Source organism: Microbacterium sp. RG1, from assembly GCF_005347485.1.
Lineage (GTDB): Bacteria > Actinomycetota > Actinomycetes > Actinomycetales > Microbacteriaceae > Microbacterium > Microbacterium binotii_A.
On the sequence record NZ_CP034121.1, the window covers coordinates 1,100,496 to 1,125,033 of the forward strand.

Annotated in this window: 27 protein-coding genes; 9 read left to right on the plus strand and 18 right to left on the minus strand. The window is 69.7% G+C overall.

Annotated features, from left to right (window positions below; genetic code table 11):
- Positions 1–11 precede the first annotated feature (11 nt).
- From EHF32_RS05270 to EHF32_RS05290, 5 genes are all read right to left on the minus strand, one after another.
- Positions 12–335, minus strand: a complete 324-nt coding sequence (locus EHF32_RS05270; protein ID WP_137417143.1) for a DUF2469 family protein — start codon at positions 333–335, stop codon at positions 12–14.
- A gap of 41 nt (positions 336–376) precedes the next feature.
- Positions 377–1,036: a ribonuclease HII gene (locus EHF32_RS05275; protein WP_137417144.1), complete on the minus strand. Its 660-nt coding sequence runs from the start codon at positions 1,034–1,036 to the stop codon at positions 377–379.
- Complete coding sequence (gene lepB, locus EHF32_RS05280) at positions 1,033–1,791, minus strand: signal peptidase I (protein ID WP_137417145.1); 759 nt, start codon at positions 1,789–1,791, stop codon at positions 1,033–1,035. The genes EHF32_RS05275 and lepB overlap by 4 nt, the downstream gene beginning before the upstream one ends.
- Before the next feature lie 118 nt (positions 1,792–1,909).
- Positions 1,910–2,257 carry a 50S ribosomal protein L19 gene (gene rplS / locus EHF32_RS05285; RefSeq protein WP_137417146.1) on the minus strand — a complete coding sequence of 116 codons (348 nt, stop codon included), beginning with the start codon at positions 2,255–2,257 and terminating at the stop codon, positions 1,910–1,912.
- Between the two features lie 164 nt (positions 2,258–2,421).
- Positions 2,422–2,919, minus strand: coding sequence for an MFS transporter permease (locus EHF32_RS05290; protein WP_137417147.1), 498 nt, complete (start codon positions 2,917–2,919; stop codon positions 2,422–2,424).
- A 141-nt stretch (positions 2,920–3,060) separates the two neighbouring features.
- Between EHF32_RS05290 and map the strand changes: the two genes are divergently transcribed.
- Positions 3,061–3,843, plus strand: coding sequence for a type I methionyl aminopeptidase (gene map / locus EHF32_RS05295; RefSeq protein WP_137417148.1), 783 nt, complete (start codon positions 3,061–3,063; stop codon positions 3,841–3,843).
- Between the two features lie 7 nt (positions 3,844–3,850).
- Here the strand turns inward: map and trmD are convergent, their stop codons facing one another.
- From trmD to rpsP, 4 genes are read right to left on the minus strand one after another with little or no spacing between them, the layout of a single operon-like run.
- On the minus strand, positions 3,851–4,540 hold the full coding sequence (gene trmD, locus EHF32_RS05300) for a tRNA (guanosine(37)-N1)-methyltransferase TrmD (protein WP_137417149.1): 690 nt from the start codon (positions 4,538–4,540) through the stop codon (positions 3,851–3,853).
- 1 nt (position 4,541) lies between these two features.
- A complete protein-coding gene (gene rimM, locus EHF32_RS05305; RefSeq protein ID WP_137417150.1) occupies positions 4,542–5,171 on the minus strand; it encodes a ribosome maturation factor RimM in 630 nt (209 codons plus the stop codon).
- Complete coding sequence (locus EHF32_RS05310) at positions 5,171–5,401, minus strand: RNA-binding protein (protein ID WP_137417151.1); 231 nt, start codon at positions 5,399–5,401, stop codon at positions 5,171–5,173. Before EHF32_RS05310 ends, rimM begins: the two co-directional genes overlap by 1 nt.
- A 5-nt stretch (positions 5,402–5,406) precedes the next feature.
- A complete protein-coding gene (rpsP, locus tag EHF32_RS05315; protein ID WP_137417152.1) occupies positions 5,407–5,829 on the minus strand; it encodes a 30S ribosomal protein S16 in 423 nt (140 codons plus the stop codon).
- A 181-nt stretch (positions 5,830–6,010) separates the two neighbouring features.
- Here rpsP and EHF32_RS05320 point away from each other — a divergent pair, with 181 nt between their 5' ends.
- Together EHF32_RS05320 and EHF32_RS05325 are read left to right on the plus strand one after the other, a co-directional pair.
- A complete protein-coding gene (locus EHF32_RS05320; RefSeq protein ID WP_137417153.1) occupies positions 6,011–7,171 on the plus strand; it encodes a glutamate--cysteine ligase in 1,161 nt (386 codons plus the stop codon).
- A gap of 41 nt (positions 7,172–7,212) precedes the next feature.
- Positions 7,213–7,944 carry an SGNH/GDSL hydrolase family protein gene (locus EHF32_RS05325; protein ID WP_137417154.1) on the plus strand — a complete coding sequence of 244 codons (732 nt, stop codon included), beginning with the start codon at positions 7,213–7,215 and terminating at the stop codon, positions 7,942–7,944.
- A 7-nt stretch (positions 7,945–7,951) separates the two neighbouring features.
- Here the strand turns inward: EHF32_RS05325 and ffh are convergent, their stop codons facing one another.
- On the minus strand, positions 7,952–9,493 hold the full coding sequence (ffh, locus tag EHF32_RS05330; protein WP_137417155.1) for a signal recognition particle protein: 1,542 nt from the start codon (positions 9,491–9,493) through the stop codon (positions 7,952–7,954).
- A 12-nt stretch (positions 9,494–9,505) separates the two neighbouring features.
- On the minus strand, positions 9,506–10,099 hold the full coding sequence (locus EHF32_RS05335; protein WP_238343797.1) for a TetR/AcrR family transcriptional regulator: 594 nt from the start codon (positions 10,097–10,099) through the stop codon (positions 9,506–9,508).
- A gap of 250 nt (positions 10,100–10,349) precedes the next feature.
- Here EHF32_RS05335 and EHF32_RS05340 point away from each other — a divergent pair, with 250 nt between their 5' ends.
- From EHF32_RS05340 to EHF32_RS05355, 4 genes are read left to right on the plus strand one after another with little or no spacing between them, the layout of a single operon-like run.
- Positions 10,350–11,990: an ABC transporter substrate-binding protein gene (locus tag EHF32_RS05340; protein WP_137417156.1), complete on the plus strand. Its 1,641-nt coding sequence runs from the start codon at positions 10,350–10,352 to the stop codon at positions 11,988–11,990.
- Positions 11,991–11,997: 7 nt separating this feature from the next.
- Complete coding sequence (locus EHF32_RS05345; protein WP_137417157.1) at positions 11,998–12,984, plus strand: ABC transporter permease; 987 nt, start codon at positions 11,998–12,000, stop codon at positions 12,982–12,984.
- A complete protein-coding gene (locus EHF32_RS05350; protein ID WP_137417158.1) occupies positions 12,981–13,832 on the plus strand; it encodes an ABC transporter permease in 852 nt (283 codons plus the stop codon). Before EHF32_RS05345 ends, EHF32_RS05350 begins: the two co-directional genes overlap by 4 nt.
- On the plus strand, positions 13,829–15,325 hold the full coding sequence (locus EHF32_RS05355; protein WP_137417159.1) for an ATP-binding cassette domain-containing protein: 1,497 nt from the start codon (positions 13,829–13,831) through the stop codon (positions 15,323–15,325). Before EHF32_RS05350 ends, EHF32_RS05355 begins: the two co-directional genes overlap by 4 nt.
- 2 nt (positions 15,326–15,327) lie before the next feature.
- Here the strand turns inward: EHF32_RS05355 and EHF32_RS05360 are convergent, their stop codons facing one another.
- From EHF32_RS05360 to smc, 3 genes are read right to left on the minus strand one after another with little or no spacing between them, the layout of a single operon-like run.
- The gene (locus EHF32_RS05360) at positions 15,328–15,828 is read right to left on the minus strand and encodes a DUF2004 domain-containing protein (RefSeq protein ID WP_137417160.1); all 501 of its coding nucleotides are present in this window, start codon (positions 15,826–15,828) and stop codon (positions 15,328–15,330) included.
- A 49-nt stretch (positions 15,829–15,877) separates the two neighbouring features.
- Complete coding sequence (gene ftsY, locus EHF32_RS05365) at positions 15,878–16,750, minus strand: signal recognition particle-docking protein FtsY (RefSeq protein WP_137417161.1); 873 nt, start codon at positions 16,748–16,750, stop codon at positions 15,878–15,880.
- Positions 16,751–16,773: 23 nt separating this feature from the next.
- Positions 16,774–20,286 carry a chromosome segregation protein SMC gene (gene smc / locus EHF32_RS05370; RefSeq protein ID WP_137417162.1) on the minus strand — a complete coding sequence of 1,171 codons (3,513 nt, stop codon included), beginning with the start codon at positions 20,284–20,286 and terminating at the stop codon, positions 16,774–16,776.
- A gap of 443 nt (positions 20,287–20,729) precedes the next feature.
- Here smc and EHF32_RS15895 point away from each other — a divergent pair, with 443 nt between their 5' ends.
- On the plus strand, positions 20,730–20,981 hold the full coding sequence (locus tag EHF32_RS15895) for a hypothetical protein (RefSeq protein ID WP_192900697.1): 252 nt from the start codon (positions 20,730–20,732) through the stop codon (positions 20,979–20,981).
- Between the two features lie 31 nt (positions 20,982–21,012).
- Positions 21,013–22,092 carry a GNAT family N-acetyltransferase gene (locus tag EHF32_RS05375; RefSeq protein WP_192900698.1) on the plus strand — a complete coding sequence of 360 codons (1,080 nt, stop codon included), beginning with the start codon at positions 21,013–21,015 and terminating at the stop codon, positions 22,090–22,092.
- Between the two features lie 114 nt (positions 22,093–22,206).
- Here the strand turns inward: EHF32_RS05375 and mutM are convergent, their stop codons facing one another.
- Genes mutM through EHF32_RS05395 form a run of 4 tightly spaced genes read right to left on the minus strand, consistent with a single transcriptional unit; the run spans position 22,207 to position 24,527 of the window.
- Positions 22,207–23,103 (minus strand): bifunctional DNA-formamidopyrimidine glycosylase/DNA-(apurinic or apyrimidinic site) lyase, encoded by an 897-nt coding sequence (mutM, locus tag EHF32_RS05380; protein ID WP_137417163.1) that lies wholly within the window; start codon positions 23,101–23,103, stop codon positions 22,207–22,209.
- A gap of 1 nt (position 23,104) precedes the next feature.
- Positions 23,105–23,797: a ribonuclease III gene (gene rnc, locus EHF32_RS05385; protein ID WP_137417164.1), complete on the minus strand. Its 693-nt coding sequence runs from the start codon at positions 23,795–23,797 to the stop codon at positions 23,105–23,107.
- 10 nt (positions 23,798–23,807) lie between these two features.
- Positions 23,808–24,017, minus strand: a complete 210-nt coding sequence (gene rpmF, locus EHF32_RS05390; protein ID WP_045248451.1) for a 50S ribosomal protein L32 — start codon at positions 24,015–24,017, stop codon at positions 23,808–23,810.
- 12 nt (positions 24,018–24,029) lie between these two features.
- Positions 24,030–24,527 carry a YceD family protein gene (locus EHF32_RS05395; RefSeq protein WP_137419136.1) on the minus strand — a complete coding sequence of 166 codons (498 nt, stop codon included), beginning with the start codon at positions 24,525–24,527 and terminating at the stop codon, positions 24,030–24,032.
- Positions 24,528–24,538: the final 11 nt, after the last annotated feature.

A 24,538-nucleotide genomic window follows, 5' to 3' on the forward strand; every position in this document is an offset into this window, starting at 1 on the left:
GGGAGAGCCGCTCAGTTGTCGAGCGAGAGTTCCTCGGGAAGCTGGAAGTCGCGACGCGAGAGCTCCTCGACGTTCACGTCCTTGAACGTCAGCACGCGAACGGCCTTCACGAAGCGGTCGGCGCGGTAGATGTCCCACACCCACACGTCGGTCATCGAGATCTCGAAGTAGAAATCGTGCTCGGTGTCGCGGCGCACGACATTGACGTCGTTGGCGAGGTAGAAGCGGCGTTCGGTCTCGATCACGTACTGGAACTGCGAGACGACGTCGCGGTACTCCCGGTAGAGAGCGAGCTCGAGTTCGCGGTCGTAGTCTTCGAAGACATCGTCATCCATGGTGCGTCCATTCTACGGCTGCGGTCCGGGTCGGCGCGGTCTCAGAAGAGTGTGGGCGCCGCGGCGATCTGCCACGAGGCACGATGGTGCGCGTGAAGTCCGTGTGCGGCGATGGCGGCACGGTGCTCGGGACTCGCGTAGCCCTTGTTGCGCTCCCAGAGATACGCGGGCGCGGCCGGGTGCAACGCGACCATGTGTGCGTCGCGCGCGACTTTCGCGACGACGGATGCGGCCGCGGCGCTCGCGCAGTCGCGATCGCCCTTGATGACGGTGCGCACCTCGTACGGCGTCGCGCCCGCCGGGGAGATGTAGTCGTGATTGCCGTCGAGCAGCACGACCGCGCCCGACATGTCCACGCCCTGCGAGCGAAGGCCGTCGAGGGCGCGGTGTGCGGCGAGGCCGAGCGCTCGCGTGATGCCCACGGCGTCGATCTCCGCAGCCGACGCCCATCCCAGAGCGCTCGCGTCGACCCACGCTTCGGCGGCGCGGGCCACATCCGCTCTGCGCGCCTCGGGGATGAGCTTGGAGTCGCGCAGCCCCTCGGGGATCCGGACGCGGCGGCTGCGCGGCGCCATGACCGTCGCACCGATCACCACGGGACCGGCGAGAGCGCCTCGCCCCACCTCGTCGCAGGCGACGACGACGCGCTGCTCGGCCCACAGCCGCCGTTCCAGTCGCAGCGTCGGTTGGACCGGACTCACTGGCCCTCCGGCTTCGGAACGTCGGCGAACACCTCGTGGTGGAAGTCGATGCCGCCGAACCGGTCGAACGGCCAGGTGATCAGGAACGCGCGCCCCACGACGTTGTCGATGGGCACGAAGCCCCGGCCGGGCTGATCCTGGTTGTATCGCGAGTCCTTCGACCGGTAGCGGTTGTCGCCCAGCACCCAGAGCGAGCCCTCGGGCACCGTCACATCGAAATCGAGCGAGGATGCGGGGGCACCGGCATCGGGCAGGAGGAGGTAGGAGGACTCGTCGATCGGAGCACCGTTGACCGTGATCTGGCCCAGGTCGTTGCAGCACACGACATGATCGCCGGGCAGCCCGATGATGCGCTTGATGAGGTGGTCGTCGCTGTCGGGCGCCGCGAGGCCGACGAGCGAGAGGACCCATTCGATCCCGTCCACGATCGGCCCCTGGCTCGGCGCGGAGACCGACGAGCCGAGCCAGCCGCCCGGGTCGCGGAAGACGACGACGTCACCGCGCTCGTAGCCCCCGAAACGCGGCGTGAGCTCGTCGACGAGGATCCGATCCTGCTCGATCAGCGTGTTCTCCATCGACGCCGACGGAATGTAGAACGAGCGCACCAGGAAGGTCTTGACCAGGAAGGACACGAGCAGCGCGATCAGGATGATGACCAGCACGTCGCGGAGGAAGATCAGTGCGCCGCGGCGCCGGCGGGGCCGCGATCGGCGCGGCAGCGATGCGTCGTCGACGGAGGGGTTGTCGGTGCTCATGCGATTCCTCGAGATACAGGCGGCATGAGCCGCACTCTAGCGTCGCACATCCGGACGCGGCCTCGGACACGACGAAGCCCCGACGCCGGAGCAGTCGGGGCTTCGTGAAAGAACGCGATCAGCGGTCGCGCTTCTCCTTGATCTTCGCCTTCTTGCCGCGGAGGTTGCGGAGGTAGTACAGCTTCGCGCGACGCACGTCACCGCGCGTCACGACCTCGATCTTGTCGATGATCGGCGAGTGCACCGGGAAGATGCGCTCGACGCCGACCTGGAAGCTGATCTTGCGGACGTTGAAGGTCTCGCGCACACCGTCGCCCTGGCGGCCGATGACGACGCCCTGGAAGACCTGGATACGCGAGCGGTTGCCCTCGGTGATGTTGACGTGCACCTTGACGGTGTCGCCGGGACCGAAGTCGGGGATGTCGGAGCGGAGCGAAGCCGCGTCGACGGCGTCGAGGATCTGCATGAGGGATCTCTTCCTGCAACCGCCACAGGTCGGCTGCGAAACGTGTTCTTATGAAAGTGGAAGCGGTGCCCGCACCGCGCGGGATGCGCGGCTGTCTCCCCTGAGGCAGAGACCGGTCAGGGCACAAACAACCATTCTGCCATGCGGCGCCCCTGGCGCCAACTTCAGGCGTCGCGGCGCAGCGTCTCCTCGACGACGATGACCTCGTGCGCCGGTGCGGTCGTGGACCGACTCGGCTCAGCCGGCGGGATGTAGGGGGTGCCGTCGCTCGTATGCAGGACTACCGCACGGGGGCGCGCCTGTCGCCACAGCTGCCACAGCTGCAGCCAGATGTTCGCCGCCCCCACCAGGACCGTGAGCACCATGACCGGCGCCCACCACTGCTGCACGAAGAGGCCGAGCGTGATCGTCAACGCATGCCAGAGGCCATAGCCGGCCACATCCCACCAGGAGAGGGCGCGCTCAGCACGGACCGTCGGTCGCAGACGAGTCAACAAGGTCAGCAGGAGCTGACCGAAGAAGACCGAGGGAATGGCGATGAACAACACCCACATCAGGGCCCAACCGCCCGCGCCCGTCACCGTCCAGCCGACGAAGAGCCAGAGCGGCAGCAGGAAGGCGGACGGCAGAAGCCAGTGGAAGCCGGCGCGACGAAGCCACATGTCTGCATCGTACGCGGCCACCCGGCGCGGGCACCGCCCGCGACCGACACTCGGGGCGGACACCCAGCGGAGCGGGACGGCTGCGTTCACGACATACGGACTGCGGCCGGGAGAGAATAGTGGGGAGAACGAAGGAGCACCATGATCGAACTGCGCACGCCGGCTGAGATCGAGCAGATGCGACCGGCCGGGCGCTTCGTCGCCGAGGTGCTGGCGACGCTGCGGGAAGAGACGAAGGTCGGCACGAATCTGCTGACGCTCGATCGCAAGGCGCACGACATGATCCGCAAGGCCGGTGCCGAGTCCTGCTACATCGACTACCACCCGTCCTTCGGCGCCAGCCCGTTCGGCAAGGTGATCTGCACCTCGATCAATGACGCCGTCCTGCACGGGCTCCCCTTCGACTACACGCTGCGCGACGGGGACCTCGTCTCGCTCGACTTCGCGGCCTCCGTCGACGGCTGGGTCGCGGACTCCGCCGTCTCCTTCGTGGTCGGAACACCGCGCGACGAGGATCTGCGCCTGATCGAGACCACCCGCGTCGCCTTGGATGCGGCGATCCAGGCGGCGACGGTCGGCAATCGCGTCGGCGATGTCTCCGCCGCGATCGCCGCCGTCTCCCACGGCGCGGGGTACTCCATCAACACCGATTTCGGCGGGCACGGCGTGGGCCGCGTGATGCACGGCGATCCGCACGTCCCGAACGACGGCAAGCCCGGCCGCGGCTATCCGCTCCGCGAAGGGCTCGTGGTCGCGCTCGAACCGTGGCTGCTGGAGACGACCGATCGGCTCGTGACCGACCCGGATGGCTGGACGCTGCGCAGCGCCGACGGCTCACGCGGGGCGCACACCGAGCACACCGTGGCCGTCACGGCTGACGGCCCCATCGTCTTGACCGACCGCGGGTTCCTCGGCGTCGACTGATCCCGACTCAGTCGGCGAGCAGGTCGGGACGCCGCTCGCGCGTGCGTTCCACCTGCTGCTCGCGACGCCACTCGGCCACGCGGCCGTGGTGTCCGCTCAGCAGCACGTCGGGAACGACGAGGCCGCGCCACTCGGAGGGCTTCGTGTACGAGGGGTACTCCAGCAGACCGTCCTCGTGCGACTCCTCGACGAGGCTCTCCGGGTTGCCGACGACGCCGGGCACGAGACGTCCGACGGCCTCGATCATCGCCATCGCGGCGACTTCGCCCCCGTTGAGCACGTAGTCGCCGAGACTGGCGAGTCTCACGTCTCCGAGGGTAGCCGCGTAGGTGAAGACCCGTTCATCGATCCCCTCGTACCGGCCGCAGCCGAACACGAGGTGGTCACGACTGCTCCATTCACGGGCCGTCGCCTGCACGAACCGCTCTCCCGCCGGCGACGGGAAGATGAACGTCGGCGCGGACGTCGCCTCTCGTGCGATCGCATCGAGCGCGAGGCCCCAGGCCTCGGGCTTCATGACCATGCCTGCTCCCCCGCCGTAGGGGGTGTCATCGACCGTGCGGTGGCGATCGGTCGTGAAATCGCGCAGGTTGTGGACGTGCACGTCCAGCAGCCCGTTGCCGCGAGCCTTGCCGAGGAGGGAGACCTCGAGAACGTCGAAGAACTCGGGGAAGATCGTGATGACGTCGATGCGCACGTCAGTCCTCGCGGGTCGCGGCCGTTTCGTCATCGCCCGCGGGGTCGTCGTCGGCGGGGAGCTCCTCGAAGAGCCCGGCGGGCGGCGTCACGACCACTCGGCCTGCTGCAGGATCGACCTCGGGGACGATCGCTTTGACGAACGGGACCAGCACTTCGTTCTCGCCCACGGCGACCGCGAGCAGATCCTGCGCGGGAAGGTGGTCGACTCGCGCGACTCGCCCGATGACCACACCATCGCGAACGACGTCGAGGCCGACGAGCTGGTGGTCGAACCAGGCGTCCTCTTCGTCGGGGGTGCTCTGCTCGTCCTGGTCGATCCAGAGGATGGCGCGCACGAGAGATTCGGCTGCATCGCGGTCGTCGACGCCTTCGAGGAACGCGACGGGGTGCGTGTTCATCCAGCGGAACTCGCGCACGGTCACGGTCTTGCCGAACCAGGGCGACGAGTCGGGGACCTGGAGGGTGAACTCCGCCCCGGGGACGAAACGGCCGTCGGGATCGTCCGTGTAGAGCTCGAGCTTCAGGGCGCCCTTGAGGCCGTGGGCCTTGACCAGGCGGCCGACACGAAGCTGGGTCTTGCCGGGACGCGGCGCGGACGCGCGCGCTCCATCGGCGGATGCGGAGGCCATCAGTCGTCGGCGACGTCGACGCGCACGCGGCTGCCGTCGGCGAGGGCGGTGACCACGGTCCGCAGAGATTTGGCGGTGCGACCGCCGCGCCCGATCACGCGACCCCGGTCATCGGGGTGGACGTGCACCTCGAGCACATCGCCTCGCGGCGACGTGGACGAGACGATGCGCACGGCGTCGGGGTTGTCGACGATCCCCTTGACGACGTGTTCGAGCGCGGCAGCCAGCACGATGATTACGCCTCGGTGCTCTCAGCAGCCTCGTCGGCGGCCTCGGCCTCGGCGGGTGCCGGCTCCTCGGCCTTCTTCTCGGCCTTGGGCTTGATGACCGACTTCTTGGCCGCGTCGACCTCGAAGGGAGCCTTGCCCTCTGCGTACTTGACGGTGCTCACGGCGTCCTTGTCGCCCTTGAAGCGACCCCAGTCGCCCGTGAGCTTGAGGATGGCGAGGACCTGCTCGGTCGGCTGCGCGCCGACGCCGAGCCAGTACTGGGCCCGCTCGGAGTCGACCTTGATGACCGACGGCTCCTCGGTCGGGTGGTACTGACCGATCTCCTCGATCACGCGACCGTCGCGCTTGGTGCGCGAGTCGGCGACGACGATGCGGTAATAGGGCGCACGGATCTTTCCGAGACGCTTGAGACGGATCTTGACAGCCACGATTCTCCTGAATGTGTGGAAGGTGGTCGAACTGGTCGCCTGGAGCGTGGGGTGCACACCCGGCGGAAGCTCTGTGGTTCGGACCCGGCCGGATAGAGGGTCGGGCGGGGTCCAGCTGTCTATTTTGCCAGATGATGACGCGGCTCGCGAACCAACGCGCGCCGCGTGTCAGACTGAGCCGGTGACCGTCCCCTTCGCCCCGTCGCGCCGCTCGACCGTCGGCCTCGAGTGGGAGCTGATGCTCGCCGACGGACGCACGGGCGATCTGGTCCCCCGCGGACCCGAGATCATCGACGAGCTCGAGGAGTCCGTCGCCCCGGAGCGCTTCGCTGTCACCGGCGAGCTTCTCACGAACACGATCGAGGTCACCAGCGGCGTCGGCGACACGGTCGAGGCGGCCGTCGACGACATCGCGGATGCGATCGCAGCCGTGCGCACCGCGACGGATCCGCGCGGCGTGGAGCTGCTCTGCGCGGGAAGCCACCCCTTCGCCCAGTGGTACGACCAGGAGGTCACCGACAAGACCCGCTACCACTCCCTCATCGAACGTACCCAGTGGTGGGGGCGCAACATGATGATCTGGGGCATCCACGTGCACGTCGGGGTCGACGACGTCACGAAGGTCTTCCCCATCATCAACGCACTGTCCACCTACCTGCCGCACCTGCAGGCGCTCTCCGCATCCAGCCCGTTCTGGGCGGGTGAGCGCACCGGCTACGCCTCCAACCGCGCCCTGGTCTTCCAACAGTTGCCGACGGCGGGGCTGCCGTGGGGGCTCAACGACTGGGCCGAGTACGAGTCGTATCTCGACGACATGGTGCGCACCGAGGTCATGGCGGATGCCACAGAGGTGCGCTGGGACATCCGCCCCGCCCCGCGGTGGGGCACGATCGAGGTGCGCGCGTGCGACGGGATGTCGACCCTGCCCGAGCTCGCAGCGGTCGCTGCGCTCACGCAGACGCTGGTCGAGGACTTCTCCCGCCGCCTCGACGCCGGCGAGGAACTGCCCACGCTGCAGCCGTGGTTCGTGCGCGAGAACAAGTGGCGCGCCGCGCGGTACGGACTGGACGCGCGGGTCATCGTCGATCGCGACGGGCGCCAGGAGAGCGTCGTCGAGCATCTCGAGGCCACACTGGAGCGTGTCGGTGACATTGCCGTCGAGCTCAAGTGCGCCGAGGAGCTGGAGGGCGTGCGCACCACGCTCGCGCAAGGGGCCAGCTACGCGCGCCAGCTCGCAGTCGCGGACGCCTCGGGCGGCGACCTGCGCCAGGTGGTGCAGCACCTCATCCGCGAGTTCCGCGCCGGTCCCGAGCGACGCGCGCCGCTGGCCGCCCGCGGCTGAACCTGTACCGCACTCATAAACTCGCTGCCTACCGTGGACCCGTGATCGTCCGCCGCCACCGCCGGCTCCGCGCAACCGCCTGGGCCGCCCTCGGCGCTGCGGCGCTCACGATGGCCGGGTGCGCGGCAGCGCCCCCGCATCGACCGAACAGCGCTCCGCATCCGGCGTCTCCCGCGCCATCGAGCTCACCGTCACGGTCGCCGACGGTCGCCTCCGACGCCCTCATCGTCACGATCGGCGACTCGATCATGTCGGGATACGGGCTCGACCCCGACGAGGCCTGGCCCGTGCTGCTCGGCGAACAGACACACCTCGACATCGTGAACCTCTCATGCGGAGGCGCGGGGTTCGTGGTCGACGGCGACTGCGGGACCAACTTCTCCGCGCTCGCACAGGAAGCCATCGACCTCAAACCCGCGATGGTCATCCTGCAGTCGTCGGACAACGACGCGGATGAGGACGTCGACGACATCGACTCGGCAACACGCGCGACGGTCGAGGAGCTGCGCGAGGCACTCCCCTCGACGCAGATCGTCGGGCTGAGCACGCTGTGGAATCAGCCGTGGGAGGCGCCGCAGTCCATCGCCTGGAGCTCGGATGCCCTCCGCACGGCCGTGGAGGCAGCCGACGGCACGTTCGTCTGGCTGGGTCAGCCGCTGCAGGAGAACCCCGAACTACTCCAGTGGGACAGCGAGCATCCCACGGCGGAGGGGCAGGAGTATCTCGCCCGTCACGTGCGCGCGGTGCTCGCCCACGCGGGCATCGTGCTCTGAAGCCGGCTCAGCCGCGGCCGAGGAGCTTCTGCAGCTCCGCGAGATCTGCCTCGCTCGGCGCCTTGCCGCCCCCGCCGAGACCGAAGCCCGACCCGGTCGGTTCCGCAGCGGGCAGTCCCGCGTTCTCGGCGGCGCGCTTGGCCGGGTTGCCCGAGCGCGAACCCTTCGCCTTCTGCTGCTTGCCGCGCTTCGCGGATGCCCCCGGACGGCCCATCGATCCCACGCCGGGCATGCTGGGCACGCCACCGCGCGCGACCGTCTTCATCATCTTCGCGGCCTGGTCGAAACGCTGCACGAGCTGGTTCACGTCGGTGACCGTCATGCCTGATCCACGCGCGATGCGCAGGCGACGCGAGCCGTTGAGGAGCTTGGGGTTGCGGCGCTCGGCCGGGGTCATCGAGCGGATGATCGCCTCGGTGCGATCGATCTCGCGCTCGTCGAAGTTGTCGAGCTGCTGCTTCATCTGGCCCATGCCCGGGAGCATCCCGAGCATCTTCTTCATCGAGCCCATCTTCTTCATCTGCTGCAGTTGTTCGAGGAAGTCCTCGAGGGTGAACTGCTCCTTCGCCAGCTTCTCGGCGACCTTCATCGCCTCGGCCTCATCGAAGGTCTGCTGCGCCTGCTCGATCAGGGTGAGGATGTCACCGAGATCGAGGATGCGACTCGCCATGCGGTCCGGGTGGAAGGGCTCGAGATCCTCGAGGCCCTCGCCGGTGGATGCGTAGATGATGGGGCGGCCCGTGACCGAGGCCACGGACAGCGCGGCACCGCCGCGGGCGTCGCCGTCGAGCTTGGAGAGGACGACGCCGGTGAAGTCGACACCCTCCTGGAAGGCCGTCGCCGTGTTGACCGCATCCTGGCCGATCATCGCGTCGATGACGAACAGGACCTCATCGGGGTCGGTAGCCGTCCGGATGTCGGCGGCCTGCTTCATGAGCTCCGCGTCGACGCCCAGGCGTCCGGCCGTGTCGATGATGACCGTGTCGTGCTGGTGACGGCGCGCATATTCGACGCCGTCGCGTGCGACCCGCACGGGGTCGCCGACGCCGTTGCCCGGCTCGGGCGCGTAGATCGCCGCTCCCGCGCGCTCGGCGACGACCTGCAGCTGATTCACGGCGTTCGGGCGCTGGAGGTCGGCGGCGATGAGGAGCGGAGTGTGGCCGTCCTTCTCGAGAAGACGCGCCAGCTTGCCGGCAAAGGTCGTCTTTCCGGAGCCCTGAAGGCCCGCGAGCATGATGACCGTGGGCGGCGTCTTCGCGAACTGCAGACGACGCTGCTCGCCGCCCAGGATCGCGACGAGCTCCTCGTTCACGATCTGCACGACCTGCTGCGCCGGGTTCAGCGCGCGATTGACCTCGTCACCGAGCGCCCGATCGCGCACCTTGCCGGTGAACTCCTTGACCACGACCAGCGCGACGTCGGCGTCGAGCAGGGCGCGACGGATCTCGCGCACGGTCCCGTCGACGTCGGCGGGGCTGAGCCTTCCCTTCGTGCGCAGATTGCGGAAGGTCTCAGTGAGCCGGTCGGAGAGGGTGCCGAAAGTCGCCATGATGCGTCGATTTTACGCGAGCGTGGCGGCGGATGAGTCGCCGGACGCTCCGAAGGGTTCGCAGAGCGACAATGCGTGCTGGAGGAGGCCCTCCAGGGACACCGACGAGGCACCGCGCTCCGCCCACATCCAGACCGCACCGAGCACCCCCGCGCCGTATGCCGCGGCGCGGATCTGCGCGCGCAGAGCGTCACCGGGGGCATCGGTGAGACGACGGGCGATCTCACGCTGGAGCAGCGCCAGCCGTTCGGCGCGCTGCCTCTCGAGTTCCTCGCCGAGTCCCATGGCGTCCGCGTTGGTGATGGCGAGCGCGAGCGTGTCGGGCGCGAGGTCGCGTCCGATGCGAGCGAGTGCATCGGCGACGGGTACGCCCGCAGCCATCGCTGAGAACGCCGCCGCCAGCCGCGCATCGAACCCCGACCACAGCACGTCGCTCTTCGCCCGGAAGTAGTTGAAGAAACTGGTGCGCGCGACGCCGGCGCGGCGAGTGATGTCGCCGATCGAAGTACCGTCGTACCCCTGCTCGAAGAACAACTCGCACGCGGCCTCCGCGATCGTCTCGGGCGAACTCGCCCGAGGCCGTCCCATTCGCGGCGCGTCAGTCACCCGTGCAGCTTAACCAGCACCCCGCGTCCGGTCGCGGCCGCATCCCTCCCGCAGGAGATATCCCCTCATCAGGACGATTCGGTCCGGATCGTCCTGATTTGTGAGGATCTCCTGCCCAATGGGCGCCGGCGCCCGGGCCACGGATGCGGCGGAGCGGCACTCGGGAACCGCGGTAGGCTGCATTCTTGGACCGGATACAGCAAGTCCGTCCGCACGCATGCGTGCGTCCCACCTCGCCGAAGGCCTCCCCATGATCTCTGCATCTCTTCGCCCCCGTCGCGCCGCCGCCGCGGCCGCGGGACTCGCCGCCGCCCTCGCCCTCACTGCGTGCGCCGCAGGCGGAACCGCTGACACCGCGCGCGACGGCGGAACCCTGGTGTACGCGACCGGCGACGCCGAGCCGACGTGCCTCGACCCCCACGTCGGCGGCAACTACCCGCAGGCGCTCATCTCGACGCAGTACCTGGAACCGCTCGTCGGCCGAGACGCCGACGGCACGATCACGCCGTGGCTCGCCGAGTCGTGGCAGGTCAGCGACGATGGTCTGACGTGGGACTTCACCCTCCGCGACGGCCTGACCTTCACAGACGGCACGCCCGTCGACGCGGCCGCGGTCAAGACCAACATCGAGCACCTGAAGGACCCCGACACGGCGTCCAGCACCGGCTACCTGGCGGTCGCCAAGGTCACCGACGTGGAAGCCGTAGACGCGACGCACGCCCGCTTCCACCTCTCCGCTCCAGACTCCGCCCTGCTGGAGTCGCTCAGTCAGCAGTGGACCGCGATCGAATCCCCTGCCGGGATCGCCCGCGGGCAGGAGGAGAACTGCAAGGCTCCCATCGGCACGGGGCCCTTCGTCGTCGACTCGTGGACGCCGCAGGAATCGGTGCACCTCGTGCGCAACGAGGACTACGCCTCCCCCGGCCCCGAGGCGCAGCACGACGGCCCCGCCTACCTCGACGCGATCGAGTGGCGCTTCATCCCGGACGCGGCGACGCGGCAGGCCGCCCTGCTGTCAGGCGAGGTGCAGGTCATCGACAACCCGCAGCCGGACGCGATCGTCGCGGCGGAGAACTCCACCGACACGACCCACATCGACGCACCCCGGCCCGGATCCGTCAACCGCATCGAGCTGAACACCGGCCAGGCACCCTTCGACGACATCCGCGTCCGCGAGGCCTTCATCCGGGCCGCGGATCCGGACCCCGGCATCACGGCGCTCTACCAGGGCACGGTGACGCGCTCCTTCTCGCCGCTCGCGAGCACGGAGCCGGTCGCCATCGGTGACGAGTCGCTGTTCACGACCGACACCGCGCGCGCCGAAGAGCTGCTCGACGAGGCCGGCTGGACCGCACGGGATGCGGACGGCGTCCGCATGAAGGACGGAGCACGCCTGAGCGTGCGCTTCCCCGTCAGCACCAACCAGTCCGTGGCGGCGGAGCAGTCCCTCTTCGAGCAGATCCAGGCGAACGCCGGCGCGGTCGGCTTCGACGTCCAGATCACGCCGTTGGACCTCTCCGGCTGGTACGCCGCGCTCGGCGCGAAGGAGTACGAGGCGGTCAGTGCTCCGTACACGAAGGTCGGCCCCGACGTCCTGCGCATCCTGTACGACTCCGATGGCATCGTTCCGGCACCCAGCGGCTACTTCGCCAACCACGCGCAGCTGTCGGACCCGGAGCTGGACGCACTGCTCGATCAGGCGTCGGCCGCATCCGATGAGCAGCAGCGCGCCGACCTGTACGCCCAGGCGCAGCACATCATCCTCGACAGCTACGCCATCCTCCCCCTCTACGACCAGCAGAACCACTTCCTGGTACGCGGGGCGAGCGGGGTCACGACGCTGGGAACGGTCGCGACGCCGACCTTCATCGACGCACGCCTGAACGGCTGAGCGCTCGGTGCGGGTGCTTCGCTGGGTGGCGGCGCGCGTCGGATCGGCGCTGCTGGTGGTGTGGCTCGTCGCCACCGTGGTGTTCTTCGCGCTGCGCGCCTCCGGCGACCCCCTCGAGGCGATCCTCGGCGGCCCGGGCTCTCAGGCGGGGCCTGAGACGGTGGAGTCGGCCACCCGCACGTACGCGCTCGACCAGCCGCTGATCGTGCAGTACCTGCTGCAGCTGGGCCGCATCGCGACCCTGCAGCTGGGTGATTCGTACGCCAGAAAGCAGCCAGTCGCCGAGCTCATCGCCGCGCAACTGCCCTCGACCCTCTTGCTGGCGACCCTCGCCCTCGTGGTCGCTTGGCTGCTGGCACTGATCGGGGCCGTCATCGTGACGGTGGTGCGCGGCCGGACGGCGAAGGTCGTGTCCACCGTCCTGCGCTCCATCGAGACGGTCGCCACGGTGATGCCGCAGTTCTGGCTCGGCGCGGTGCTGATCCTGCTGTTCGCGGCGACGTGGCGCGTGCTGCCCGCCACGAGCGTCGGGGCCGATCCCGCCGGCCTCGTACTCCCGGTCGTCACCCTCGCCGTGCCGATCGCGGGATTCCTCGCGCAGGTCATGCGCGACTCACTCGCCAGCGCCGACGCCGCTCCCTTCGCGACGACGGCCCGCAGCCGAGGCGCGTCCGAGGTGCGGGTGCTGCTGCGGCACACGCTGCGACACGCCGCGCTTCCCGCGCTGGCACTCTCGGGCTGGGCCTACGGCAGCCTCCTGTCCGGTGCCGTGGTGGTCGAGGCACTCTTCGCACGCCCCGGTCTCGGGCGCCTGCTGATCGATGCGGCCACCGCCCGCGACGTCCCACTCGTGATCGGGGCCGTGGTCGTCGTCGCGCTCATCTACGTCGTCGTGGTCGTGCTGACGGATGCGGCGGAGCTTCTCGTCGATCCCCGCCTGCGCGGCCGCCGCCCACGGGCGCTGCGCGCCCCGACCGTGGCCGTCGGCGCATGAGCGCCGGCACCTCGGTCCGCGCACGGCCCGGCGTCGTGAGAGCGTTCGCGTATGCCTGGGGCGCGGCAGGCGTCGCGGCACTGGTCGGCCTCGGCGTGCTGATCGTGGCGATCGTCTGGCCGGGTCTCCTGGCTCCGGGCGATCCGCTCGCGATCGCCCCGGCCGAAGCGTTCCAGCCGCCGAGTCCTGCACACCTGTTCGGGACGGACGAGTCGGGGCGCGATGTGTACACGCGCGTCGTCCACGGCGCCGCTGCATCCGCCGGTGTCGGCGCCGCCGCGACGGCCATCGGCGTCGGGGCCGGCCTCGTGCTGGGCTTCACCGCGGGCCTCGGACCGCGGTGGCTGGATGCGGCGCTGTCGAGGATGATCGAGGTGCTCTTCGCACTCCCGACGCTCGTCATGGCCCTCCTGCTCGTGGCCGTGGCGGGCCCGGGGACGACGGCGTCGGTGGTGGCGATCGGACTCGCGACCACACCGGGCTACGCGCGGATGCTGCGCACGCAGGTGCGCCAGGTCGCGCGCAGCGGATACGTCGAGTACGCCCGCCTCGAAGATGCCGGGTGGTTCCGCATCCTCCTGCGACACATCGCCCCCAACGCGCTCTGGCCGCTCGTCTCGGTCGCCACCCTCGGCGTCGGCCAGGCGATCGTGTGGGTCTCCGCGCTCAGCTTCCTGGGACTCGGCGCGCTGCCGCCCTCGCCGGAATGGGGCGCGATGCTCAATGCCGGGCGCGTCTACATCGGCAGCGCCTGGTGGCTGACGGTCTTCCCCGGGCTCGCGATCGTCGCCACGGCCGCCGTGCTGACCGCGGTCGGGCGGCGCCTGGCCGGCGGGGTGCGCGCGTGAGCGGCCTGCACGTGCGGGGATTGCGCGTCATCCTCCCAGGAACCGGCGACGTGCTGCAGGGCATCGACCTCGACGTCGCCCCGGGCGAGATCGTCGCGATCGTCGGCGCCTCCGGCGCGGGCAAGTCCGTGCTGGCGCGCACGCTCCTGGGTTTCACGCAGGAGCAGAGCGGGACCTCGGTCGCCGCGGCGCGCTTCGAGGTCGCGGGGCACGATGCGAAACGTGCGGGACGGCGGGAGTGGCGACGGATGCGGGGGCGCGACGTCGCACTCGTGCTGCAGGACGCGCTCCAGTCCCTCGACCCGCTCCGAACGATCGAGGCCGAGGTCGGCGAGACGCTCGCGCTGCGCCGCGTTCCCCGGGCCGTCCGACGCGAGCGCGTCGTGCACGCCCTCGCGGAGGCCGGACTCCCGGACCCGGAGACGCTCCTGGCACGGCGTTCCGGCGAGCTGTCCGGCGGGATGCGGCAGCGCGCCCTCATCGCTTCCGCGCTGGTGGGCGGCGCGAACATCCTCATCGCCGACGAGCCGACCACCGCGCTGGACGCCACTGTGGCGGTGCACGTGCTGGATCTGCTGGCCCGCATCCGCGACGAGGGCCGGGGCGTCCTTCTGATCAGCCACGACCTCGCAGCCGTCGCGCGTGTCGCCGACCGTGTGGCCGTTCTGGAGCGCGGCGTGATCGTGGAGACGGGCCCGACGGCTCAGGTGCTCTCCGCGCCGCGCCACGAGGCGACTCGCGCACTGCTCGCCGCGGCGCCGCGTGGACCGAAGTCGGTCGCCGCGCAGCCGGCGGGCCGCCTGCTCCTGAACGCGGAAGGCCTCGGCCGCGCGTACCGCTCGGTCACCGCCCTCAGGGACGTCGACCTCCGCGTCCACGCGGGCGAGGTCGTCGGCGTGGTCGGTGCCTCCGGCTCGGGGAAGACGACCCTGGCCCGTCTGCTGGTGGGCGCCGAGCATCCGGACACCGGCACGATCGCGCTCGGAACGCCCGCGCCCCGCATCCGCCTTGTTCCGCAGGACCCCTTGGGCAGCTTCGATCCTCGCTGGAGCGTGGAACGCATCCTGAGGGCGTCCTCCGCCCCGTCGTCGCCCGGTCCTCGAGCGCTCCTCGACCTGGTGGAGCTGGAGCCCGCGCTCCTGCGTCGGCGCCCGGCGACGCTGTCCGGCGGACAACGCCAGCGGGTCGCCATCGCGCGCGCCCTCGCCGCGTCCCCCGACATCCTGGTGTGCGACGAGCCGGTGTCAGCTCTGGATGTGGCCACGCAGGCCGGCATCCTCGAGCTCATCCTGACGCTGCCGTCGACGACCGGGGCCGCCGTCGTATTCATCTCCCACGACCTCGCCGTCGTCCGGCGCGTCAGCGATCGCGTGCTCGTGATGAGCGCCGGTCACGTCGTCGAGGAGGGCCCGACGGAAGCGGTCTTCACCGGCGCGCGGCACCCCTTCACCCGCGAGTTGATCTCGGCCGCGTCCCGCGCGCCGCAGGAGTGAGCTCAGTCGGCGCTCGTGACCGAGATCACCGCGCCGTCCGAGTCGAGGTTCACCAGCAGCACGTCGTCGGTCGCGTCGGCGTCCAGTGCATACTCCAGGACGGCGAACGGATCCGAACCGCCGTGCTCGTCGGCGAGGATCGTCATGCTGGTGAGCTGGAGCGATCGGATGACGTCGACGTGCACATCGCCGGAGATGTCGACGAGGAGATCGGTGATGTCCTCGCCGAAGGTGTCCTGCTGCTGCAGGATGTACTCCGTCACCTCGCTGGTGCGGTCGTCGAGTTCACCGATCATGGCGTTGCGCGCCAGCAGGTCGAGCTGCTCGAGCGACGAGATCAGCGAGGCGGCGACGTCCAGCGCCACGACGGAGACGTCCTCCTGGTCGGGAGCCGTCAGATCGACCGTGACGCTCTGGTCGCCGAACTCGACGTTCTCGGACCAGAAGATGGACCCGTCCGGTCCGGATTCCAGAAGTCCGAAGAAGTCGTGCTCGATCGCCATGAGTCAATGAAACCAGCCCGACCCGCAAGGCGGTAGTCCGGCGCGCGGCTCAGGAGACGAGCTGCTCCACGAAGACATGGGGCGTGAATCCGGTGAGGTCGCCGATACCCTCGCCCTGGCCGAGCAGCTTGACGGGGATGCCGGTGCGCTCCTGCACGGCCAGCACGAATCCGCCCTTGGCCGAGCCGTCGAGCTTGGTGAGCACGAGCCCGGTGACACCGGCCTGCTCAAGGAACGCCTCGGCCTGCATCAGACCGTTCTGACCCGTGGTCGCATCGAGCACGAGCAGTACCTCGCTGATCGGCGCCTGCTTCTCGATCACGCGCTTGATCTTGCCCAGCTCGTCCATGAGCCCGCCCTTGGTGTGCAGGCGTCCGGCGGTGTCGACGAGGACGATCTCGGTCCCCGTCTCGACCGCGTGGGCCACGGTCTGGAAGGCGACGGATGCGGGATCCTGCCCCTCCTGCTGCGGGCGGACGATCGATGCTCCCCCGCGCTCGGCCCAGGTCGCCAGCTGGTCGACGGCAGCAGCCCGGAAGGTGTCGGCGGCGCCCACCACCACCGAGCGGTCGTAGCGGCGCAGGAAGTTCGCGAACTTGCCGATGGTGGTCGTCTTACCGACACCGTTGACACCGACGACGAGCACGACCGCCGGGCGCTCGGTGAGTCGGAGCGTGGAGTCGAACTTCGCGAAGTGCTCCTCCAGAGTCTCGCGCAGCATCCGCTGGAGATCCTTCGGGTCGGTGGTGCGGTACCGATCGACCTTCTCGCGCAGCTCGTCGATGAGTCGCTCGGTCACGTCGGGGCCGAAATCGGCCGTGAGCAGAGCGGTCTCGAGGTCCTCCCACGTGCTCTCGTCGATGACGGGCTTGACGAACATCCCTCGCAGGGCACGCCCCAGCGACCACGATCTCTCGGCCATGACTCCAGCCTACGCGGCCGGGCTCACGCAGATTCGCGCTCGCGGACCCGCTGGCCCACGACGGCTGAGACGCCGTCCTGACGCATGGAGACGCCGTAGAGCGCGTCGGCGATCTCCATCGTCCGCTTCTGGTGCGTGATCACGATCAGCTGGCTGGAGGCGCGCAGCTGCTCGAACACCGTCAGGAGGCGCCCGAGGTTGGCGTCGTCGAGCGCCGCCTCGACCTCGTCGAGGATGTAGAAGGGGCTCGGGCGCGCCTTGAAGATCGCGACCAACAGCGCGACCGCCGCGAGCGAGCGCTCACCTCCGGAGAGCAGGGACAGCCGCTCCACCTTCTTGCCGACCGGGCGCACCGAGACGTCGATTCCGGTCGTGAGGGGGTTGTCGGGATCCGTCAGCGCGATGCTGCCGGTGCCACCCGGAAACAGCAGCGGGAACACCTCGGTGAAAGCCACGCGGGTGTCTTCGAACGCATCGAGGAAGATCGACCGCATCCGCTCATCGAGCTCCTCGATGATCGTGAGGAGGTCCTTGCGTGTCTGGGTCAGATCGGCGAGCTGCTCCGTGAGGAAGGTGTGACGCTGCTCGAGGGCTGCGAACTCCTCCAGCGCGAGCGGGTTGACGCGTCCGAGCTGCGCGAGTTTGCGCTCCGCTTCCTGGAGTCTCTTGCGCTGCTGTCCGCGATCGAAGGCGATCGTGGGTTGCTCCCCGTCCTCGCTCGGTTCGACGGAGTCGTCCGGGATGGCCTGATCCGGCCCATATTCCGCTATCAGAATGTTCTCGTCCAGACCGAGCTCGCTCTGCACCCGCTCGCGCAGCGAGCCCACATGGAGCTTCTTCTCGTGAATGCGCAACTCGAGTCCGTGCACGCTCTCGGTGATTCCGCTCAGTCGCTCGCGCAGCGCGGCCTCCTCGCGTCGAGCCTCGGAGAGCTCCGCCGTGACGGCCGTGCGCGCGGACTCCGCCGCAGCGAGTTCCACACGCGCCTGCGACACCGAGCGGTCGACCGAATCCAGCAGCGCCGGTAACTGAGCTGCGACGGATGCGGCGATGTCGCGCTGGCGCCGACGGATCACCGCACGGCGGGCCGCTTCCTCGGCGGCCGCCCTCTCGCGTTCGCGTTGGCGCTCGAGCTGGGCGATGCGGGCCTCACCCGCCCGGATCCGCTCGCGAAGAGTCTCCACCTCCAAGCGGGCGCGCATCTCGCCGTCGCGCGCCGCGTCGAGTGCGGCGAGCATGCCGTCGCGGGCCGACGCGTCCAGGATCGGGCGCGGCGCCTCCTGCGCGGACGCCAACCGGTCAGCCGCGACACGTGCGGAGTCCTCGGCCTCTGCGACCGCCGTCTGCGCCTGGCGCAGCGTCTGCGTGAGCCGCTCGCACTCCGCCACCGCGGCTTCGTGGCGGACCGTCGCCCGGTTGACCTTCTCGGCGTGCGCCGCGAGTGCGGCGTCGTGCGAGCGCAGGGCGTCGAGGGTGTGCTTGGTGCGGGCGCGCGCCTCCTGGAGGGCACGAGTCTGATCGGAGAGGGCTTCGCGCAGGGAGTCGGCGACGACCTGCAGCTCACCGAGTCGCTCCGCAGCGGTATCGCGCTCGGCCGCGAGCTCGAGCCGGGAGCGTCCCTGGCCGCTGCCGGCTCGCACCGAGAAGCGCGTGACGATCTCGCCCGTGCGGGTGACGACGGTGAGGTCGGGGGCCGAGGCGAGGACACGCTGCGCGGCGGAGAGGTCCGCGGCGATCACGACGCGCGCAAGGAGTCCTGCGACGCCCGCCGGAGCGTTCACGACATCAGTCGCCCGCACCGCGCCCTCGATGTCGGGGATCTCGGCAGGGGCGGCCGACACCTCGGCGATCACGATGTCGACGACGCCGAAGTCGCCGCTGCGCGCGACCGCCGCCGCATCCACCGCATCCGCCTCACTGTCGACGAGCACGCCCTCGGCGACGGCGCCCAGAGCTGCGGCGATGGCGGCCTCGTAGCCGGAGGTCACCTGAACCGCATCGCCGACGAGCCCACGGACTCCGTTGCCGCCCGCAGCGATGAGCTCGGATGCGCCGGTTCGCACGTCCAGCGCACGTCCGAGGGTCTTGACCTGGGCGGAGAGCGCGTCGACCTCGCGTTCGGTGGCGTGCAGACGTTCTCGGATGCCGGCCACCTCGGTCTCGGCATCGGCAGCGTGTCGCTGCGCCTGCTCGTACGCGGCGGCGTGCTCTGCAGACGACGTCTCCGGAACGAGGTCCGGGTCGGCGCTGGCGAGCTCCTCCTCCGCCTCGGCCCGACGGGCGAGGGCAGCGTCCAGCGCCTTCTGCTGACGCTCGACGGCGGCGCGAACGGCCGCGAGTGCCGATTCCGCCGCTTCCGCCGTGCCGCGCAGGGCCGTGAGGCGCATGTCGTGCTCGGAGACGAGGGCGCTCTGCGCGGCGATGTCGGCGTCCAGCGCGTCCAGTTCGGCGCGCGCGCGGGTCACGTCGCGCGCGGCCGCGGCCGCGGTGTCCTCGGCCTCGCCGACGCCTGTCGTGATGGTGTCGAGCTCTTCGCGAGCCTCGTCGATGACAGCCTGCGACACCGTCGGTGCGGGCGCGAGCGAGTCCTCGTCCTCGGAGAGCAGGCTCAGCCGTTGGCCCGCGAGCGTGTAGAGACCGCGCAGGCGCTCCTGCACCTGTTCGAGCCCGAACGCGACGCGGCGCGCCGCATCCACCGCTTCGGAGCGTTCCTGGGCCTCGAGCGCTGCGACACGAGCCTTGACCTGGTCGGCGCGATCCTGGAGGAGCGTACGTTCCGCTCGGCGATCCTGTTCGTTGCGCGCGAAGTCGGCGAGCTCCGCCTGCAGAGCGACCAGCTCATCCGCGAGCAGTCGAGCCCGCGCATCACGCACGACCGCGGCGATCGTCGCCGCCTCACGTGCGATGTCGGCCTGGCGTCCGAGCGGTTTGAGCTGACGGCGCAGCTCGCCGGCGAGATCGCTGAGGCGGGTGAGGTTCGCCTCCATGGCCTCGAGCTTGCGAAGGGTCTTCTCCTTGCGGCGGCGATGCTTCAGGATACCGGCCGCTTCCTCGATGAAACCGCGACGGTCTTCGGGGCTCGCCTGCAGCACGGTGTCGAGGCGCCCCTGCCCGACGATGACGTGCATCTCCCGGCCGAGTCCGGAGTCGCTGAGCAGCTCTTGCACGTCGAGGAGTCGGCAGGACTGCCCGTTGATCGCGTACTCGCTGGCGCCGTTGCGAAACAGCGTCCTGCTGATCGTCACCTCGGCGTACTCGATCGGCAGCGCCCCGTCGGCGTTGTCTATCGTGAGCTGCACCTCGGCACGGCCGAGCGGTCCCCGGGTGGACGTGCCGGCGAAGATGACGTCCTCCATCTTCCCGCCACGGAGGGTCTTCGCGCCCTGCTCGCCCATCACCCAGGCGAGGGCGTCGACGACGTTGGACTTGCCGGATCCGTTCGGTCCCACGATCGCGGTGACACCGGGTTCGAGGGCGAAGGTCGTGGGCTGCGCGAACGACTTGAACCCTTTGAGCGTCACGCTCTTCAGGTGCATGCGGGTCCTCCGGTCGTCGGGCTTCTCACGACGTTACCGGAGCGGTCCTCTCCGCCCTGGCAGCGACGCAGGGACGGAGCGCGACACGCCCGGGATGTTGACAGCTGTCTCTCAGACACGCTAGCGTCCTGATCTGCCAACCGACGTTGAGAAAGGAGATCGCAAGATGACTCGTCTGCTTGTCACCACCGCGCCGAACACGTGCGCCGTCGATGCGATCCGCTCCGTCGGTGTGTTCCAGAACGGTCGCACGCACACCGCTCGTTGACCCTCGCCGGGGATAACTCTGCCCATCACCGGGCAGAGATCCGCGCGGAGTCGACCACACGCTGAGCCGTTCGTTCCTCCGCCGCCCGTGCCCTCGCACGTGGTCGGCCCTTCCGACCGCACTGCGGCCCCATCCGGCGGCCGCATCCTGCCCGCTCTCATTCGGAGAAACCATCGTGAACATCACGCAGGACGCCCCCATCCGGGCGTCGCTTCCCACCCACCCGCCGTCGCCTTCACAGGCGCAGCCCACCCCCATCGATCGCATCGCGATGCACGTCGGACTCCGGCTGCTGCTCTGGGGGCGTGACCGCTCTCGCCGGCGCGTCTCGCCGGACGCCAACGCCCGGGCGCTCCTCGCGCAGGACGTTCGCCGAGCGTACGACCTCGCCGTCGTCCGCACAGGCGCGCAGCCGACGATCCGATGATCGACCCGAACACCACACTCGGAGCACCATCATGAACACCCTCACCACGCTCGAGCTGCGTCCCGTCGAGGTCCCCACGGACCTCGACGGGCCCGGAGCCCGGGACTTCCATCGGCTGGCCGCCATCCGCAACGAGGTCTATCGCGAGATCTCCGGAACGGACGACGACCGGATGACGCCCGGCGAGCTCGCGCCCTTTGCCCGCTCAGATGCACACGAACTGCGCCTCCACTGGCTCGTCCTCCTCGATGACGAGCCGGTGGGGCGCATGGGCATGGACCTGCCACAGGAGGACGGCTCACGCACGGCGTACGTCTTCATCGAGCTCCGACGCGGCGCCTGGGGTCAGGGAATCGGCGAGCGTGCGCATGCACTCCTCGAAGAGACCGCCCGCGCGCACGGCCGCAGCGTCATGCAGAGCTGGGTCGAGCATCCCGCCGCCGACGGCGAACAGCTGACGCCCCCGACGGGCTTCGGCACGGTGCCACGCGATCATCCGGCGCGTTTCCTGCTGCGGCACGGATACACGCTGGAGCAGATCGTGCGAAAGAGCGCCTTCACCCTCGAGAACAGCCGGGCGGCCCTGGAGCAGCACGCCGCCGAGGCGCGCGCCGCGGCCGCCGGCTACCGCGTCGTGCAGTGGGAGACCCCCACACCCGACGAGTATGTCGAGGGCTACGCCTGGATGAAGTCGCGCATGTCGACCGACGCCCCCTCAGCGGATCTGGTGGTGGACGAGGAGACCTGGGACGCCGCGCGTGTGCGCACGTGGGACGCAGAGATCCTCGACGGCGGACGCCGGATGCTGGTGACCGCTGCGCAGCACATCGCCACCGGCGAGCTGTGCGCGTTCAACGAGCTCGTACTCGGGGTCGACCCGGAGATCGCGTCGCACCAGTACGACACCCTCGTGCTCTCGACGCATCGCGGACACCGCCTCGGAATGCTCGTGAAGGCCGAGGGGCTGCTCGCGTGGCCGCGAGTCGCCCCCACCTCAACGCGCGTCGTGACATACAACGCGGAGGAGAACCGGCCGATGCTCGACATCAACGAGGCCATCGGCTTCGAGCCGGTCAGCTACGAGGGCGTGTGGAAGCGCGTGCTCTCGTGACGTGCGGGGTCCCGCAGGACCCGCTGGTTCGGAGTGCCACTCTCGCGCTCCGAACCGGCGGGTCTCTCAGCGCCGCACCGGAGGATGCGGCACGCGCGGTGCGCCGAGGGAAGGTCAGCGCGTTCGCTGGCAGTGCGGGCAGTAGTGGCTCGAACGGTTCGTGAAGGCGACGCGCACGATCGCGTGACCGCATCGGGCGCAGGACTCGCCGGTGCGCCCGTAGGCGTTCAGTGAGTGCGCGAAGTACCCGGCCTGTCCGTTCACGTTGACGTACTGAGCGTCGAAGCTCGTCCCGCCCTCCGCGAGGGCCTTCTGCAGCACCATCCGCACCTCCGCGAGGAGGCGGTTGACGACTCGGGTGCTCAGTGTCGCCGCCACGGTCTCGGGATGGATGCGGGCAGCCCACAGCGCCTCGTCGGCGTAGATGTTGCCGATGCCGCTGACGACACCCTGATCGAGGAGGACCCGCTTGATGCCCGAGCGCTTCCGTGCGACGAGCCGGCGGAAGTCCGCGTCGTCGAACGCAGGATCGAGCGGATCGCGCGCGATGTGCGCCACCTGCGTCGGAACACTCGCGCGATCCGTCCCGTACCCTCCCGCCGCGCCGTCACGGGTGGGCACGAGGCGGTCGACGGCGAGGGAGCCGAACGTGCGCTGGTCGGCGAAGACCACGGCCAGCTCGCCGTGCTGCGGATGCCGAATGTCGAATCGCACGCGCTCGTGACGCTCGCGCGGCGCATCCGGCTCGCGCAGGAGCATCTGGCCGCTCATTCCGAGGTGCGCGACGACGGCCTGCTCCCCCGCATCCGCCAGCGGGATCCAAAGGAACTTGCCGCGGCGCGCGGGTACGCCGAACGTGCGACCCGCGAACTGGGCCTCGAAGTGCGCCCCGTCGCCGGAATGACGGGTCAGCGCGCGCTCGTCGAGCACCTCGACACCGTTCACGAACGCACCGTCTACGGCGGGGGCGAGACCCGCGCGCACCACTTCGACCTCGGGGAGCTCGGGCACCTCAGTCGCGCCCGCTGAGGGTGCGCCACGCCGTCAGGGCAGCCGCCATCTCGGCCTGTTTCTTGCTCGTCCCCGAGCCCGTCGTGCTGAGATCACCCACGGTCACGGTGCCTTCGAAGACACGCGCGTGGTCGGGTCCGGTCGAGTCCACGCGGTACACGGGCGCGGGCAGACCCAGTCGTGCGGCGAGCTCCTGCAGCGCGGTCTTCGGGTCGACCGCGGCGTCGTAGCGCTCCGGGTCCGCCAGCAGTGGCTCGATGAGGCGCAGGACGAGGGCCGTCGCCGCATCCGATCCGGCGGACAGATAGGTCGCGCCGATGATCGCCTCGGTCGTGTCGGCGAGGATCGAGTCCTTGTCGTCGCCCCGGGTCAGCTGCTCACCGCGGCCGAGGCGGATGTACGCGCCCAAACCGATCGAACGGGCGACCTCTGCGAGGGCGACGGTGGACACGACGCTCGCCCGCCGCTTGGCCAACGAACCCTCGTCGAGTTCGGGATGCGAGCGGTAGAGCTTGACCGTCACGGCCTGTCCGAGCACCGAGTCGCCGAGGAACTCGAGCCGCTCGTTGTGCGGAATCTGGCCGTGCTCGTACGCGTACGAGCGATGCGTCAGCGCCAGCGCAAGAAGCTCGGGGTCGATATCGACCCCGAGCTTCTTGGAAAGTGCGGAGAGATCCGCAGCTGCGTCCGTCACGGAACGCGGCTCAGATGTCAGCGACCTTGCGGCCCTTGTACTCGAGGAACAGCTCGGTACCCTGCGAGTCGGTGACGACCTTCGCCTGGTGCGGGCGGCTGTAGACGACCTTGCCGTTCTCGATGGTCTTGACGAGGGCGGGAGCCTCGGCCTTCCACTGCGCGCGGCGCGAACGGGTGTTGGAGCGCGAAACCTTGCGCTTCGGGGGGTTACCTGCCATGGTCTTCTCTTTCTACGAGGTCTGTGTGCTTTGTCCTGCGTCGCCGGGCTCCGTAGCCGGTTCCGCTACCAGGTCCGCAAGCGCTGCCCAGCGAGGATCGAGGGCTTCGCGCGGTGCCTGCGCGGGGTGGTCTGCCAGACGCTCACCGGTCTCGGGGTCGAGACCTGGGCAATCCGGCCGGCACACCGGCTGGAACGGAAGCGACAGGACGACGCCATCCCTGACCAGATTTTCAAGATCCACGTGGTCGTCTTGAACTTCGAAGTCGGACGCTTCCGAACCAGGATACGCGAAAAGCTCCTGGAACTCGACTTCGACAGGCGCGGCGATGTCGATGAGGCATCGTCCGCACACGCCCGCGTACTCGGCCTCGACGTCCCCGGTGACGAGGATGCCCTCGTGGACGGACTCCAGGCGAGCCTCGATGTGCACCTCTTCGCCCTGTGCAACGGAGACGAGCCCTTCGCCCCATTTCTCGGGCGCGGGAACGTCGAAGGACACCTCGCGCATCTCACCGGGGC

Coding starts and splice junctions, on each gene's coding strand:
- EHF32_RS05270 (WP_137417143.1), bottom strand. CDS start 335: ATGGATGACGATGTCTTCGAAGACTACGACCGCGAACTCGAGCTCGCT.
- lepB (WP_137417145.1), bottom strand. CDS start 1,791: ATGAGCACCGACAACCCCTCCGTCGACGACGCATCGCTGCCGCGCCGA.
- rplS (WP_137417146.1), bottom strand. CDS start 2,257: ATGCAGATCCTCGACGCCGTCGACGCGGCTTCGCTCCGCTCCGACATC.
- EHF32_RS05290 (WP_137417147.1), bottom strand. CDS start 2,919: ATGTGGCTTCGTCGCGCCGGCTTCCACTGGCTTCTGCCGTCCGCCTTC.
- map (WP_137417148.1), top strand. CDS start 3,061: ATGATCGAACTGCGCACGCCGGCTGAGATCGAGCAGATGCGACCGGCC.
- rimM (WP_137417150.1), bottom strand. CDS start 5,171: ATGGCCTCCGCATCCGCCGATGGAGCGCGCGCGTCCGCGCCGCGTCCC.
- ffh (WP_137417155.1), bottom strand. CDS start 9,493: ATGGCGACTTTCGGCACCCTCTCCGACCGGCTCACTGAGACCTTCCGC.
- EHF32_RS05340 (WP_137417156.1), top strand. CDS start 10,350: ATGATCTCTGCATCTCTTCGCCCCCGTCGCGCCGCCGCCGCGGCCGCG.
- EHF32_RS05350 (WP_137417158.1), top strand. CDS start 12,981: ATGAGCGCCGGCACCTCGGTCCGCGCACGGCCCGGCGTCGTGAGAGCG.
- EHF32_RS05360 (WP_137417160.1), bottom strand. CDS start 15,828: ATGGCGATCGAGCACGACTTCTTCGGACTTCTGGAATCCGGACCGGAC.
- ftsY (WP_137417161.1), bottom strand. CDS start 16,750: ATGGCCGAGAGATCGTGGTCGCTGGGGCGTGCCCTGCGAGGGATGTTC.
- smc (WP_137417162.1), bottom strand. CDS start 20,286: ATGCACCTGAAGAGCGTGACGCTCAAAGGGTTCAAGTCGTTCGCGCAG.
- EHF32_RS05375 (WP_192900698.1), top strand. CDS start 21,013: ATGAACACCCTCACCACGCTCGAGCTGCGTCCCGTCGAGGTCCCCACG.
- rpmF (WP_045248451.1), bottom strand. CDS start 24,017: ATGGCAGGTAACCCCCCGAAGCGCAAGGTTTCGCGCTCCAACACCCGT.
- EHF32_RS05395 (WP_137419136.1), bottom strand. CDS start 24,527: ATGCGCGAGGTGTCCTTCGACGTTCCCGCGCCCGAGAAATGGGGCGAA.